This is a genomic window from Occallatibacter sp. (assembly GCF_035317045.1).
GTDB lineage: Bacteria > Acidobacteriota > Terriglobia > Terriglobales > Acidobacteriaceae > Telmatobacter.
The window spans coordinates 149027-162745 of the sequence record NZ_DATHHT010000004.1 but is presented as its reverse complement, the minus strand read 5'-3'; the positions used below and the strand labels follow the sequence as shown (position 1 = coordinate 162745).

The 13719-nt window shown below is 59.4% G+C and carries 16 protein-coding genes; 7 read left to right on the top strand and 9 right to left on the bottom strand.

Translation table 11 applies throughout. From position 1 onward, the window contains the following. The first annotated feature begins 83 nt into the window (after window positions 1–83). Window positions 84–752, top strand: a complete 669-nt coding sequence (locus tag VK574_RS02280) for a YceH family protein (protein ID WP_472798183.1) — start codon at window positions 84–86, stop codon at window positions 750–752. Between the two features lie 54 nt (window positions 753–806). Here the strand turns inward: VK574_RS02280 and VK574_RS02275 are convergent, their stop codons facing one another. Together VK574_RS02275 and ndk are read right to left on the bottom strand one after the other, a co-directional pair. Continuing rightward, window positions 807–1604 carry a hypothetical protein gene (locus VK574_RS02275; RefSeq protein ID WP_472798182.1) on the bottom strand — a complete coding sequence of 266 codons (798 nt, stop codon included), beginning with the start codon at window positions 1602–1604 and terminating at the stop codon, window positions 807–809. Between the two features lie 78 nt (window positions 1605–1682). Then, window positions 1683–2099 carry a nucleoside-diphosphate kinase gene (gene ndk / locus VK574_RS02270; protein WP_472798181.1) on the bottom strand — a complete coding sequence of 139 codons (417 nt, stop codon included), beginning with the start codon at window positions 2097–2099 and terminating at the stop codon, window positions 1683–1685. Window positions 2100–2191: 92 nt separating this feature from the next. On the opposite strand from ndk, the gene VK574_RS02265 reads away from it, so the two are divergent. Further along, a complete protein-coding gene (locus tag VK574_RS02265) occupies window positions 2192–4264 on the top strand; it encodes a M13 family metallopeptidase (RefSeq protein ID WP_472798180.1) in 2073 nt (690 codons plus the stop codon). Window positions 4265–4529: 265 nt separating this feature from the next. Here VK574_RS02265 and sucD read toward each other — a convergent pair whose 3' ends face one another. Together sucD and sucC are read right to left on the bottom strand one after the other, a co-directional pair. After that, window positions 4530–5405: a succinate--CoA ligase subunit alpha gene (gene sucD, locus VK574_RS02260; protein WP_472798179.1), complete on the bottom strand. Its 876-nt coding sequence runs from the start codon at window positions 5403–5405 to the stop codon at window positions 4530–4532. Next, a complete protein-coding gene (gene sucC, locus VK574_RS02255; RefSeq protein ID WP_472798178.1) occupies window positions 5405–6583 on the bottom strand; it encodes an ADP-forming succinate--CoA ligase subunit beta in 1179 nt (392 codons plus the stop codon). Before sucC ends, sucD begins: the two co-directional genes overlap by 1 nt. Before the next feature lie 189 nt (window positions 6584–6772). Here sucC and trpD point away from each other — a divergent pair, with 189 nt between their 5' ends. Together trpD and VK574_RS02245 are read left to right on the top strand one after the other, a co-directional pair. Further along, the gene (trpD, locus tag VK574_RS02250) at window positions 6773–7831 is read left to right on the top strand and encodes an anthranilate phosphoribosyltransferase (protein ID WP_472798177.1); all 1059 of its coding nucleotides are present in this window, start codon (window positions 6773–6775) and stop codon (window positions 7829–7831) included. A 69-nt stretch (window positions 7832–7900) separates the two neighbouring features. Beyond that, window positions 7901–8614 carry an SIMPL domain-containing protein gene (locus VK574_RS02245; RefSeq protein ID WP_472798176.1) on the top strand — a complete coding sequence of 238 codons (714 nt, stop codon included), beginning with the start codon at window positions 7901–7903 and terminating at the stop codon, window positions 8612–8614. Window positions 8615–8617: 3 nt separating this feature from the next. Here the strand turns inward: VK574_RS02245 and VK574_RS02240 are convergent, their stop codons facing one another. Together VK574_RS02240 and VK574_RS02235 are read right to left on the bottom strand one after the other, a co-directional pair. Further along, on the bottom strand, window positions 8618–9007 hold the full coding sequence (locus VK574_RS02240) for a hypothetical protein (protein WP_472798175.1): 390 nt from the start codon (window positions 9005–9007) through the stop codon (window positions 8618–8620). Then, a complete protein-coding gene (locus tag VK574_RS02235) occupies window positions 9004–9615 on the bottom strand; it encodes an RNA polymerase sigma factor (RefSeq protein WP_472798174.1) in 612 nt (203 codons plus the stop codon). Before VK574_RS02235 ends, VK574_RS02240 begins: the two co-directional genes overlap by 4 nt. Window positions 9616–9786: 171 nt before the next feature. Between VK574_RS02235 and VK574_RS02230 the strand changes: the two genes are divergently transcribed. The 3 genes from VK574_RS02230 (at window position 9787) to VK574_RS02220 (ending at window position 11660) form a co-directional block, all read left to right on the top strand. After that, window positions 9787–10233, top strand: coding sequence for a hypothetical protein (locus VK574_RS02230; RefSeq protein ID WP_472798173.1), 447 nt, complete (start codon window positions 9787–9789; stop codon window positions 10231–10233). 14 nt (window positions 10234–10247) lie between these two features. Then, window positions 10248–10682: a hypothetical protein gene (locus tag VK574_RS02225; protein ID WP_472798172.1), complete on the top strand. Its 435-nt coding sequence runs from the start codon at window positions 10248–10250 to the stop codon at window positions 10680–10682. Between the two features lie 156 nt (window positions 10683–10838). After that, window positions 10839–11660: a DODA-type extradiol aromatic ring-opening family dioxygenase gene (locus tag VK574_RS02220; RefSeq protein ID WP_472798171.1), complete on the top strand. Its 822-nt coding sequence runs from the start codon at window positions 10839–10841 to the stop codon at window positions 11658–11660. 40 nt (window positions 11661–11700) lie between these two features. Here VK574_RS02220 and VK574_RS02215 read toward each other — a convergent pair whose 3' ends face one another. Genes VK574_RS02215 through VK574_RS02205 form a run of 3 tightly spaced genes read right to left on the bottom strand, consistent with a single transcriptional unit; the run spans window position 11701 to window position 13616 of the window. Further along, on the bottom strand, window positions 11701–12618 hold the full coding sequence (locus VK574_RS02215; RefSeq protein WP_472798170.1) for a 5'-3' exonuclease: 918 nt from the start codon (window positions 12616–12618) through the stop codon (window positions 11701–11703). Window positions 12619–12662: 44 nt separating this feature from the next. After that, window positions 12663–13076, bottom strand: a complete 414-nt coding sequence (locus tag VK574_RS02210; RefSeq protein WP_472798169.1) for a DoxX family protein — start codon at window positions 13074–13076, stop codon at window positions 12663–12665. Between the two features lie 30 nt (window positions 13077–13106). Continuing rightward, the gene (locus tag VK574_RS02205; RefSeq protein WP_472798168.1) at window positions 13107–13616 is read right to left on the bottom strand and encodes a glutathione peroxidase; all 510 of its coding nucleotides are present in this window, start codon (window positions 13614–13616) and stop codon (window positions 13107–13109) included. Between the last annotated feature and the right edge of the window lie 103 nt (window positions 13617–13719).

The following is a 13719-nucleotide window of genomic DNA, read 5'->3' as shown; positions in this document are numbered from 1 at the left end:
GAGAGCTGAACAGAGAACCGGCCTCGCCTGAACGCTGTTCACTGACCACTGTTCGCTGATCACTGTTCTGTCACAATAGACCCATGGTTACCGAGCCCATCAAGCTCACCGCTGCCGAAGCGCGCGTCCTGGGAGCCCTCGTCGAAAAAGAAGTCACGACGCCGGAGTACTACCCGCTTACCCTGAACGCGCTGATCAACGCCTGCAATCAACGCTCGAACCGCGAGCCGGTAATGGTTGTCGACGAAGACGACGCACGCCAGGCTTTACATGGCCTCGAAAACAAGGAGCTCGCAGGCCGTGCCCGCTCCGCCGAAGGTCGCGTAACCAAATACGAGCACTGGCTTGGCGAGGCATTCAACTTCAGCCGTGCTGAAACCGCTCTGATATGTGTGTTGCTGCTGCGCGGTCCGCAGACGCCTGGCGAACTCCGCGGCCGCACCGAGAGGCTTCACGAGTTTGGCGAGATCACTGATGTACTCGCCGGCCTGCAAAAATTGATGGAACGAGAGCCGGCCCTGGTTGCTGTTCTTCCGCGTCAACCCGGCACCAAGGAAGCGCGCTACGCGCATCTGCTTTCGGGCCCTGTTGAATCAATTCAGATGCCCACGGCTTTGCAGGCCGCGCCTCAAAACCCGGCAGCCGGACCGGAGCAGAATGACCGCCTCGCGCAACTGGAATCAGATGTCGCCGAACTGATGCGCGAAGTCGCCGAATTGAAGCGTAAGATCGATAGTCTTTTCGGTGACTGAGAATGTGAGCTCAGATTCAACAGTGAGCGAGAGTCATTGGGCCGCCTCGGAAGTTCAGCGCTGCGTCTCAATCGTGTCGGGAAGAATTCGCATCGTCGCGTCGAATTTGTGGCAGTTGCTGTATTCGGCGCTATAAACCAACAGGTCGTTGCCCGATGCTTGGCCCAAAGTAGCCGATACTTTGGTCGGAATCACATAGAACTTCCCACCGAAGGGCGTTACTCCGAAATCGGTATTGATGCTGAAGCCCTTGAATTTTCGCAGGCCATCCTTTGGATAATAGAATTCGGCTCGCATGAGTTGCCACGTCCCGCGATCCAGCCAAAAGGTCGCCACACCCGGTGTCGGCAACTTGGCGCATGTGTCAGTTTTCAACGCACTCTCACCAAATGAGACCTTGAGCGCAAGTCCGCCTCTGTAGTTCAGGACCTCGTAACGGTTGCACAAAACAGCATCCTCGGAAAGAAGCCAGCGGAAGTCTTCCCCGAAGGCCCCGTTGACCAGCAGAGAAAATGGATTCTTGAGCTTCGTTCCTGGCGGATAAGTCTTGCCATTCACCGATCGAAACTCTCGCTCTTCCCGGAATGGTTCCTTCGCGTTCCCTTCCTGTCGCCGCACCCAGATCAACGAGGTTGCCCTTTGCTCGTTCGTGGTCTTGCCGTTTTGATCCTCAAAAGAACGGATCGACTCATCGCAATCAATACTTGGCAATGCAGAATTGAATGTGGCAAAGCTCGCCCGCGCTCTGGCGAGCAGTTCGTCCGGCGGTGGATCCGTGCTCTGACCAAGAGCCCGGACAACTGAAAAGAGAACAAGGATCAAGACGGGGAGCACAACCAGGATGCGTTTCAAGTTGTCCTCATCTGTAACCCTGCTCCGGCTCACACGTGCCAGGACTCTCCACTCCGTCCGGTCTTGGCGCGACAATCTTCAGAGCAGCTCATACCCCGCGAACCAATACCCGATCTCGAACGCCGCCGTCTCCGCCGCATCCGATCCGTGAATCGCATTCTCCTGGATCGATTCTGCGAACTTCTTGCGGATGGTTCCATCTTCCGCATTCGCTGGATTGGTAGCGCCCATCAGCTTGCGCAGATCGGCAATCGCGTTGTCCTTCTCCAGCACCATCAGAAAAATCGGCCCTGATGACATGAACTCGCACAGGTCGTTGAAGAATGGCCGTGCCGCATGCACGTGATAAAAACCCTTCGCCTGATCCTTCGAAATTGTCTGCTTGCGAATCGACACAAGCTTGAATCCGGCCTTTTCAATCTCGGCCAGAATAGCCCCCGCATATCCCTTGCTAACCGCGTCTGGTTTAACAATGCTGAACGTCCGCTGCGCCACTCGATTGCTCCTCTAAATCGGCTTTATCCCGTCCACTATTGTACTGGTCACATCCGGCGACCAACTCGACCCCAATCTGCTACAGTTTCGCCATGTCACGCTTAGCCGCCGCCTTCCCTCTCTCCGGCCTTGCCCTCGTTGCTCTTCTCGCCGCTGCACCCGCACTGAGCCAAAGTCAGCCTGAATCGGCGCAGACCTCGCGCGAATTGCGTGTCTTCGATTCCTCGCTGATCGACAAAGCCGTCGACCCCTGCGAAAACTTCTACCGCTATAGTTGCAACGGCTGGTTCAAGCGCAACCCGCTGCCTCCCGACGAGACCTCCTACGGCCGCTTCACCGAGCTCTACGAACTCAATCGCCTTCACCTCCGTCAAATCCTCGAAGACGTTTCAAAACCCGATCCGAACCGCACACCCAACGAGCAGAAGATCGGCGACGAATACGCGAGCTGCATGGATACGGCGGCCATAAACAAGGCGGACATTGCCCCTCTGCAGCCGGAGCTGGATCGCGTCGCCTCACTCAAGTCATCTGCTGAATTGCCGGCATTGCTGGGCCATCTGCACAACATTGGCGTCAACGCATTTTTCGGCATGGGCTCTCGCCAGGACTTTGCCGACGCGAGCCAGGTCATCAGCTACTACGGAGCAGGCGGTCTTGGCCTGCCCGAGCGCGACTACTACTTCCGCACTGATCCCAAATCGATCGAACAGCGCAAACAGTATGTCGATCACGTTCGCAAGATGTTTGTCCTCGCAGGCGAGCCCGATGCGCAGGCCTCAAAAGATGCTGATACGGTGATGGCCATCGAAACCCGCCTCGCCAAGGCATCGCTCACTATCACTCAGCGGCGCGACCCGCAAAATCTGAACCACCCCACAGACGTTGTCACCTTCGGTAAATCGCTCACGAATTTTTCGTTGCCGAACTACGTTGCGGCTGTGCACGCTCCCTCCACCGGCAAGGCGAACGATGGCGAGCCAAAATATTTCGCTGAATTCAACGCGATCGTTGCGGACTTGTCGCCGGACCAGATCAAGGCCTATCTCCGCTGGCACCTGCTCCACTCCTATGCCGGCACCAGCATGCCCGAGGCCTTTGAAACCGAATCCTGGAATTTCTACGCGCACATTCTCAACGGCGCTGAGAAGGAGCAGGAACGCTGGAAGCGCTGCACCAGCCGCATTGACCGCGAGATGGGCGAGGCGCTGGGACAGGTCTACGTCGCCAAGTACTTCCCGCCAGCCGAAAAACAGCAAGCCCTCGAGATGACACTCGCCATCGAGCAGGCCATGGCCAAGGACATTGACGCGCTCGACTGGATGAGCCCGACTACCAAGGTCCAGGCGAAGGAAAAGCTCAAGACTGTCATGAACAAGATCGGCTATCCCGACAAGTGGCGCGACTATTCCACATTGAACATCATGCGTGGCGATTCGCTCGGCAACCAGGAGCGCGTGCACGACTTCAACCAGAAGCGCGACCTGGCCAAAATCGGCAAGTCCGTCGACAAGGGCGAGTGGTCCATGTCACCGCCCACCGTCAACGCCTACTACAGCTCGCAGCAAAATAACGTCAACTTCCCCGCCGGGTACTTCCAACCTCCCTTTTTCAGCGACAAGGAAGACGACGCCGCGAATTATGGCGACATGGGCTCCACCATCGGTCACGAGCTTACACACGGGTTCGATGATCAGGGTCGGCAATACGATAAGGACGGCAATCTGAAGGATTGGTGGACCAAGGACGACGAAGCCAAGTTCACGCAGAAGGCGCAATGCATGGTCGATCAGTATGACGCCATCGAGGCGGTTCCGGGCGTACACCTCAACGGCAAGCTCACCCTCGGCGAGAATCTCGCCGACCTCGGTGGCCTGTGGCTAGCGTGGGTCGCCTGGCAGGACAAAGCCCAGGCAGAGCATCTTGACATGGCAGCCAAGACCGACGGTTACACGCCCGAACAGCGCTTTTGGATCGCCTATGCGCAGCAGTGGTGCACGGACACTCGTCCCGAGCAGTTACGAAATCAGGCCCAAGGCGATCCCCACGCGCCTGACGAGTATCGAACCAACTCCATCCTGCAGGATTTGCCGGAGTTCGCGAAAAGCTTCAGCTGCAAACCAAACGACAAGATGGTCAGCGCGAAACCCTGCCGCATCTGGTAACAAGCAGCTATCGGCTTAGTCGTTAGCTCTCAGCCGTCAGCTTTCAGCTATCAGTCATTAGCTCTCAGCTGTCAGCGATCAGCCTTCAATTCTCAGCTAACATGTTGAGTTGCCGCAATCCGTCAGGGCACGACTTCAGTCGTGCCGCAAACGGATGGAAAGATGTGGGGTTTTAACCCCTGGAAGATTTCTACCCAAACACAAAGGCCCACCATCGCGGCGGGCCTTCTGTTTTGGCTGATAGCTGACGGTTGAAAGCTGAGAGCTAACCTTTTCCAATCACCTTCGCCAGCGTTGCCCCAATCTCTGCCGGCGACACAACAACATGAATCCCCGCCGCAGTCATCGCCTTCATTTTGTCTGCAGCGGTTCCCTGCCCGCCTGAAATGATGGCGCCGGCATGACCCATGCGCCGGCCGGGAGGCGCAGTCTGTCCTGCGATGAATCCGACGACCGGCTTCTTCACGTGCTGCTTCACATACTCTGCCGCCGCTTCTTCGTTGGTACCGCCGATCTCGCCAATCATGATGATCGCCTCGGTGCCCGGATCTTCATTCAGCAGCCGCATCGCATCGATATGCGTTGTTCCGATAATCGGATCGCCGCCAATGCCGATCGCGGTCGATTGACCGATTCCGCGCTGCGTCAGCTGATGCACCGCTTCATACGTCAGCGTTCCCGAGCGTGACACGATACCCACATTGCCTTCCTTGTGAATCCGCCCCGGCATGATGCCGATTTTCGCCTTGCCCGGCGAAATCACCCCTGGGCAATTCGGCCCGATCAGCCGCGACTTTGAATTCTTCAGCTTCGCCCACACCTTCACCATGTCCAGCGTAGGAATGCCCTCGGTGATGCAAACAATCAGCGGAATGCCCGCGTCCTCGGCCTCGAGAATCGCATCGGCGGCAAACGGCGGCGGCACAAAAATCATCGTTGCATTCGCGCCTGTCTCCTTCACCGCATCGGCCACCGTGTTGAACACCGGCCAGCCCTCATGCTTCGTTCCACCCTTGCCCGGAGTCACGCCACCCACAACCTTGGTGCCGTACTCCGCGCACCCCAGCGCATGAAACGTTCCTTCTTTTCCAGTGATGCCCTGCACGATGAGCCGCGTATCATTATCGACCAAGACCGACATTACTTAACCCCTTTCGCGGCGGCCACAACCAATTCGGCGGCCTCCTTCATCGTTGCGCCAACCTGAAAATTCAATCCCGACTCCGCAAGAATCTTGCGGCCCTCTTCGACGTTCGTGCCCTCAAGCCGCAGCACAATCGGCACCTTCACATTCAGTTTCTTCGCCGCGGCCACAACACCTGTTGCCAGCCGATCGACGCGCAGAATGCCACCAAAAATATTGATGAAGATCGCCTTCACATGTGCATCCGACAGCAGAATTTCGAACGCGTGCTCAATCTGTTCTTGCGTAGCGCCCCCGCCCACGTCGAGGAAATTTGCAGGACTCCCGCCGGCGTATTGAATAATGTCCATCGTCGCCATCGCCAGGCCAGCGCCGTTCACCATGCAGGCAATGGTGCCGTCGAGCTTGATGTAGTTCAGCGCGTACTTGCTCGCTTCCACTTCCAGCGGATCTTCCTCAGCCGTATCGCGCAGTGCCTTAATGTCCGCGTGGCGAAAGAGCGCGTTGTCGTCGAATGTGATCTTCGCGTCGAGCGCGAACAGCTTGTCATCCTTCGTCGTGATAAACGGATTGATCTCGATCAGCGATGCGTCGGTATCCATGAACGCCTTGTAGAGGCTCTGCAGAAATGCAACGGCTGCATTGATCTGCGTGGGCTTCAGCCCGAGCGCAAAAGCCAGCTTGCGCGCCTGCCATGCGCCGAATCCCACCGCCGGATCGATTGCCTCTTTGAAGATGGCCTCCGGCGTTTTTGCGGCGACTTCTTCAATTTCCATGCCGCCCGCCTGCGAAGCCATGTAGACCAGCTTGCCCGTCGCGCGATCGAGCACGATGCCGAGATACAGCTCGCGATCGATGGCCGCCGTCTCCTCGATCAACAGCCGCTGCACCTTCTGTCCCGCGGGTCCAGTCTGATGCGTCACGAGTTGCATGCCGAGAATGTTCTTCACATGTGTCTCGGCCTCATCGCGATTCTTTGCCACCTTCACGCCGCCGCCCTTGCCGCGGCCACCAGCGTGAATCTGTGCCTTCACCACCACGCCATTGGCGCCCTCGGCAAATAATTTGCGCGCCACTGCGGCCGCTTCTTCCGGCGTGTTCGCCATTTCGCCCTTGGGCACGGCAACGCCATACTTTGCCAGGATTTCTTTTGCCTGATACTCGTGAATTTTCATGTTGGTAGGGACCGCCACGTCCGCTGAGAATTTCCGGGAAACCAGCTTTGAACAACAAAGATACCGATCAGCGCGATCGTGCCAGCGGTACCCAAATACTATCTTGCGGCACGAACCACCCGCAACGACGGCCGGTCGTTTCGGCTATTGGCCGAGTGAATTGGCAGTGCAATTACCATATTGAGAGATATGGATTCGCTGAAGACCCTTCTCAAGCCCCTCGCCGAAGATGGAGCACAACTCACCCGCGAGCAGGCTGCCGATGTGCTCCGCCAGATACTCTCCGGCCAGGTTCCCGAAGTTGAAACTGCCGCACTGCTCACCGTCCTGGCTACTCGCGGCGAACAAGCCCCCGAACTTGCCGGCTTCGTCGACGTTATGCGCGAACAGTGCGTCCCCGTCCCACTCACCGACGAAGAGCGTGCTGAACTCGTCGACTGCGTCGGCACCGGTGGCGGCGGCCCGCTCACCTTCAACATCTCCTGCGGCGCTGCATTGGTTGCTGCTGCCGCCGGCGCCAAGGTCGCCAAGCATGGCAATCGCGCGGTTACATCGCTTTGCGGAGCGGCCGACGTCCTCGAAGCACTCGGCGTTCCCATTGATCTCTCGCCGGAACTCGCAGTCGAGTGCCTGCGTGAAACCGACTTCGTCTTCCTTTACGCGCCTCTCTATCACCCGGCCATGAAAACCCTCGGCCCTCTGCGCCGCGCGCTCGGCTTCCGCACCATCCTCAATCTCTGTGGACCGCTCACCAATCCCGCGCATGCCCGCATCCAGGTCGTCGGAGTTCTCGCGCCCAGCCGGGTTCTCCTGGTAGGACGCGCGCTCCTGGCTCTCGGATCGAAGCGCGCTTTTGTTGTGCATGGAACCGACGGCATCGACGAGCTCACGACTACAGGTGAGTCAGTAGTCGCCCGCATCATCGAAGCGGAGCCAGGAGACGAACCCACCCTCAGAGCCGCCCGCGTCACGCCGGAAATGGCCGGCCTGCCCCGCGCAGCCCTCGCCGACTTTACCGGCGGCGACGTCGAGACCAACAAGGCGCTGCTCTACGATGTGCTCACCGGCATCCCCGGGGCCCGCCGCGATATTGTCCTGCTCAATGCCGCCGCCACGCTCGTTGCCGCTGGCCTCGCCGGCGATCTCAAAGAAGGTGTAGCTCTCGGCGCCGAGGCCATCGACTCCGGCCAGGCCGCCGCCACCCTGGCAAAGCTCCGCATATTCGGCGAAAAGCACGCAAGAAAGTAGCCGCTCTCCGTTCCTTTAGTAGCGAGCGGCGGACTGCTGGCTCGAATTGTTTTGCGTAAGGAGAACATCATGAAGTTCAATCTGGCACTTGTCGCCGCGTCAATTCTCTTCGCAACCTTGTCAGCCGGCGCTCAACAAACGACGCAGCCGCAAATGAAAGTCGATTCCAGCAATCGCACGCTCAGCGTCGCTGCTACAGAAACGGTGTCGGTCGAACCCGATCTCGCCATCCTGCACATCGGCTTCGACACGGGACCCGAAGATGCCAAGGCGGCCTATGCCGATGGAGCGCGCGCCTCAAACGCCATCATCGCCGCTGTCAAGCAGGCGGGAATTCCTGAGACCTCGATCCGCAGCGAATCGCAGTACCTCGATCGCGACTTCTCCAACAAGCAACACAAATTCGTACTTCACCAGCAGTGGACCGTGAAGGTTGCGCCCGAGCGAGCCGCGGAGATTCTCGACATCGCCGTCACCGCCGGCGCCACCAGCAGCGGGGAAATCGACTGGACGGTGAAAGACGTGCCCGCCCTTGAATCCCAGGCGCTAGACCGCGCCGCCACGCGTGCAAAGCAGAATGCAGACGTGCTTGCGAAAGGGATGGGAGTCCGACTGGGCGCACTGATCTACGTCAACAATCAGATGTCAGCTCCCCAAACTCCAAGGCCAATGTTCGGCTTCGCGATGAAGACCGCCGCGGCTCCGCCTGCCCCGCCGCTCTCCATCGAACCGCACCAGGTAAGCGAAGAAGCCACCGTCTACGCCGTCTTCGCCATCGAGTAACCGCTAGATCAGCCCGCCCCGCCCCACCATTCGGCGAGCCAGCAACCACGACAGCAACGACGCGCCCAACGCCGCCGCAAGCCAGCCGGCACTCTCGAGCGTGGCCACCATCTGTTGCGGCATATGCGCCCACAGCGCAACGGGTGAGCCCAAATTCGGCAATCCGTTCAGCCCTTGCCGCGCTACCTCCACCCCCAGCCACGCCAAACCACCGACGGCGACCACCGCACCCGGCAACGCCCGCTTCCACGGAAAAGGAATAGGTTCCGGCGCGGCTGCTTCTTCCCGCACGCGCTCCATCACTGCGGAAACAAACCCCGACGACGGCGCCAACTCCTCTTCCGCCGCCATGATCCGATCAAGATTCGCTCGCTTTGCCGGCTCCATCATCATGCCTCCCTTTCGGCGTGAACCATTGCCGCCTGCTCATCTTCGAGATGCGGAAACCGCCGCTTCAACAACGCCCGCGCTCTCGCCAGCCGCGCTTTCACCGTGCCTTCCGGCATCCCCAGGGTGCGTGCCGCCGCGCTCACATCCATCTCGTGAAAGTAGAACAGAATAACCGGTTCGCGATAGCGCATCGGCAGCGCCAGCACCGCCCGCCTGACTAAATCCGAGCTTTGTTTCATCGCCAGGTCAGTCATTTGTGCCGCTCCTCGCGACGGTTCCGGCGCATCTTCAATCCGCACATCCATTGTCGGAAACCGCTTCAGCTCCGAGCGAAACACATTCGCCGCCAGTGCGAACAGCCACGTCGAAAAACTGCCTTCGCGCCGCCACTGCGCCAGCCCACGCCATGCACGGACCAGCGCCTCCTGCGCCATCTCTTCCGCACGCCCGCGATCGCGGCAGTACCGCCATGCCATATTCACCAGCGGCCCCTGCCACCTGCGCACGATGCCTTCAAACGCATTCACATCCCCGCCGAGCACGCGCTCCACATCGGCCAGGTCAGCCTCGCCGCCTCGTTCAATGCTCGCGTTCTCGGCATTCGTAATCACTTCCGCTACTCTCTGCGCTGTGGGACACCAGTCCGCTCCACCCGGTTGCATTTTCTACCGGAGTGTCGCCGTGGGCTGGCATACCCCAAACAAAATGCAACCGTCTGGCATCGCACCTTGTCCCACCGTACGAATGGAAACAAGGCGGCTTCAGCCAACCAGGAGGATTCTATGATGCACCTCGTACTTCAGTTAATCGGGGGACCGGAAACAGAGGTCTTTTCCAACTACGGTCTCTGGCTCTTTCTCGCTGTCGGCGCGGTTGCCCTTTTCGGCATCTTTTTGCCCTTGACGACTTGGATGGATCACCGCCGCAAGGAGCGCGAAGCGTTCTACAGGGCCGAAACCTTTCGGCGCCTCTCCGAGTCCTCTGGGGACGGAGCCAAGGCCGCCGTCGAGTTGCTCCGCGAAGAAAGCCGTCAGGAGCAAATCAAGAAAATCGAAGGCTTGAAGATCGGCGGCATCATCACTCTCGGCGTCGGCATCGCCATGGTCATTTTCATGTCCGTTTTGACCGGCCACGAGCGCGGAGTCCCATTCCTCGTCGGGCTGGTGCCGGCCTTCGTCGGCGCTGCCATGCTGATCTACGTCTACTTCCTGGCCTCTCCAATCCAGTAGAGGTGAATCTCGCCATGACGCGGAATCTCAAGACAATCGGCTGGTGCTGCCTGGCAGTTCTGGTCGCGCTCTACGTCGTTGGCGCAGTGAGTCACGGCTCACTGCGCCACGAGGTGCAAACGCTTCCGCTCTGGGTTCCCATCGTTGCCGGTTTCAATTCGCGCGAGTTCAGCCGCTGGTGCGCTCTTCCCTGCTTCCTCTTCTGGCTCTTCTGCATGATCTTCATCTGGCTGTTCTTGCTCGGATGGGCTCACGTCATCTCTGGTCACTTTTCGGCAGTCGAGATCGCAATGACCGTTGTCATCGGAATCGCAAGCACCATCGGCCTCGTTCAGTGTCTTTGGCATCTGCGCTGGAGTTGGCGTCGCTCGGCGCTCTCCGCCCTCTTCGCCATCCTCCAGTTCGCATGCTTCCGTATCAGCATGCTCCCGCAAATCGCCCATCAATAATCGACTGCCCAAAAACACTCGCGACACGCCAGACCTCGCACGCTCGTGACGTTCCTCGCTCCCCTCAGGAAAGCCACTTCTTGAATCCCATCTGTCTTTCGATGCATCAGATAGTTGTTGAAACAAATAACTTTCGGCCGGCAGACTCGGTCGCGAGTGTCGGAGGCAGTTCCCTTGTCCGCCAATCCCCAACGTCAGCCAGCTATCTTCCTTCCCCACGGCGGAGGTCCCTGTTTTTTCATGGATTGGACCTGGGGGCCGGCCGATACATGGCACGCCACCCAGCGCTTCCTTGAGTCGGTTGCAGCTTCACTTCCCGCGCCGCCCAAAGCTCTCCTGGTCATCAGCGGCCACTGGGAGGAGCCGGCCTTCACCGCCAGCGCCGCAGCCAAACCCGAGCTCATCTTCGACTACTCCGGTTTCCCCCCACACACCTACCGGCTCACCTGGCCGGCACCCGGCGATCCGGCGCTTGCTGAAAGAGTAGTCGGCCTTTTGCGCAAATCCGGCCTCCCGGCCGCTGCCAGCTTCAATCGTGGCTACGACCACGGTGTTTTTGTTCCACTCAAGGTGGCATTTCCGAAGGCGGATATTCCTGTCGTCACCTTATCGCTGAATCTCTCGCTGGACCCTGCGCTGCACATCGCCGCCGGCCGTGCGATCGCTCCCCTGCGCGACGAGGGCGTCCTCATCATCGCCAGCGGCATGAGCTTCCACAATCTTCGCGTCTACCTTCACCCGGAGACACCAGAGCGCGCCCGCGCCTTCGATACCTGGCTTACCGCAGCCGTCGAATCGCCCGCGCCGGAACGTGATGCATCGCTTTCCAAATGGCGCGAAGCTCCATTTGCCGCCTACGCGCACCCGCGCGAGGAGCACTTGATGCCGCTAATGGTCGCTGCCGGTGCCGGCGGCGTGGCACCCGGCAAGCGCGTCTTCTCCGGCGCAAAGATCAGCGCCTATCGCTTCGACGGATAATTCCAGCATCCGAGAATCCCGCAGGAATACCGCTCACGCTTCAGGCTTTCTGCGTCTTCCCGGCCCCACCCCGGTTGCGGGTTGGCGCTTTATCGCCGGCCGGCTTCGACTTCTTCTCGGTTACAGCCTTGTCGAGCAAGCGCCCGATCTCGTCAAACTTCGACGTCGGCCCGTTCCACCGCAGGCGATCCACGCTTTCGAACAGAGGTATGTCGCTCCTGAGCGTGGCGAGCGTTCTGAACAGCAATGCGCGCGCACGATCCCGCACCAGCGTGTCTGCCAACGAACCCGCATTTACAACACTCACATGCCAGTCCCGCGCCGATTCCGGGATCAACTCGATGTGCCCGAATTTTGCCAGCACGGCAGCGGTCGACTTCGCTCCCCACCCCGGCAGCCCCGGATAGCCATCGGCTGAGTCGCCCACCAGCGCCAGATAGTCTGGAATCGATTCGGGTGCCACGCCGAACTTGGCGATCACACCGGCTTCGTCCACAGTGATCCCAGTCCGCCGAACCAGCTGCACCACGCGCGAACCCTGGACGCATTGGGCGAGATCCTTGTCGGGTGTGCAGATGGCTACCTGCTCCACTCGGCTGTCTTTGAGCGAAAGTGCGGCAGCCGACGCAAGAGCATCATCAGCCTCAAACTCCACCATCGGCCACACCACGATACCGGCGGTGCTCAAAACCTCTTCAAGCAACGGAAACTGCGCGAGCAGATCGGGCTCTACACCCTCTCCGGTTTTGTAGTCTTCCCAGAGATCGTTACGGAACGACTCGATAACGTGATCGGTCGCCACCCCGACGTACTCGACGCCGCCGCGCATCATGGCCAGCAGCGATGCCAGCACGCCGCGCACCGCACCCACTTCGCGGCCCTTGGCGTCCCGCGCCTTGGGCACTGCAAAGTAGTGCCGAAACAGCTCGTAGGTACCGTCAACCAGGTAGACTTTCAACGCCACTCTCCGCATCAAGCCGACTCACAGCATTCACCGCGCGCCTATCGCTTCTTCAATCCAAGCCTCATCCCACCGTCCAGCAGAATTGCCACCAGCCCAAACAGCATCGACAAATCTGTCCGCGCCTCGTGGATGAAGCTCAGCACCCCATAGTGGTCGAGCCTGGCCGGCGCAAACCGCCCCAGCGGATGCCCCAGCAGGATGGGCACCTTGGTCGTGACGATTGCGGTCAGAATCACGACAAGCAGCAGCAGTGCCGCGTCGCCCGCATAGACGCCCAGAATCAGCGCTCCGCCCGCCGCAATCTCCACTGCCCCGACGCAGGGCGCCAGCACATGCGGAAACGGCAGACCGATGTGCGCGAAACGTCCCGCACCGAGTTCCCCCGGGTAGACAAACTTCAAAATCCCCTCGGTCAGAAACACAACTCCCACGATCACCCGAATCAGAATCATTGGAAGGTTTTTGCGCACAATTCTCCTCGCCTACCTGTTCTCCAGCAGTTTTTCAATGTCCTTCGCCAAGCTCTCCGGTTTGGTGGTGGAGGCGTACCGCGCCGCCACGTTCCCGTTCCGGTCGACCAGGAACTTCGTGAAGTTCCACTTGATCGCACCGCCTCCGAGCGGCCCCAGCAATCCCGGCTTTTCTTTTTTCAGAAACCGATATAGCGGGTGCGCCTTGTCACCGTTCACATCAATCTTCGCAAACAGGGGAAAGGTCACCCTGTAGTTCTTCTTGCAGAAACTGCTGATCTCGGCGGCCGTCCCCGGCTCCTGCCCGCCAAACTGGTTGCATGGAAACCCCAGTACCTCCAGCCCGCGCTCCTGATACGTCCGATAAAGCGTCTCCAGGCCGGCATACTGCGGGGTAAATCCGCACTGGCTGGCCGTATTCACAATCAGCAGCACTCTGCCCTTGAACTCCGCCAGGCTTACAGCGCGACCCTCCAGCGTCTCCGCCGAAAACTCGTACACCGTTGTCGAAGTTTCTGCCATTTTCTCCTCAATCTCTGCCGCTTTGAGGATGTCATGTTGATGGCGCGTGCGTCTAAAGATCGTGCATTCGCCTATATTCAGTCATTCAAGAGTCTCTCGCAGA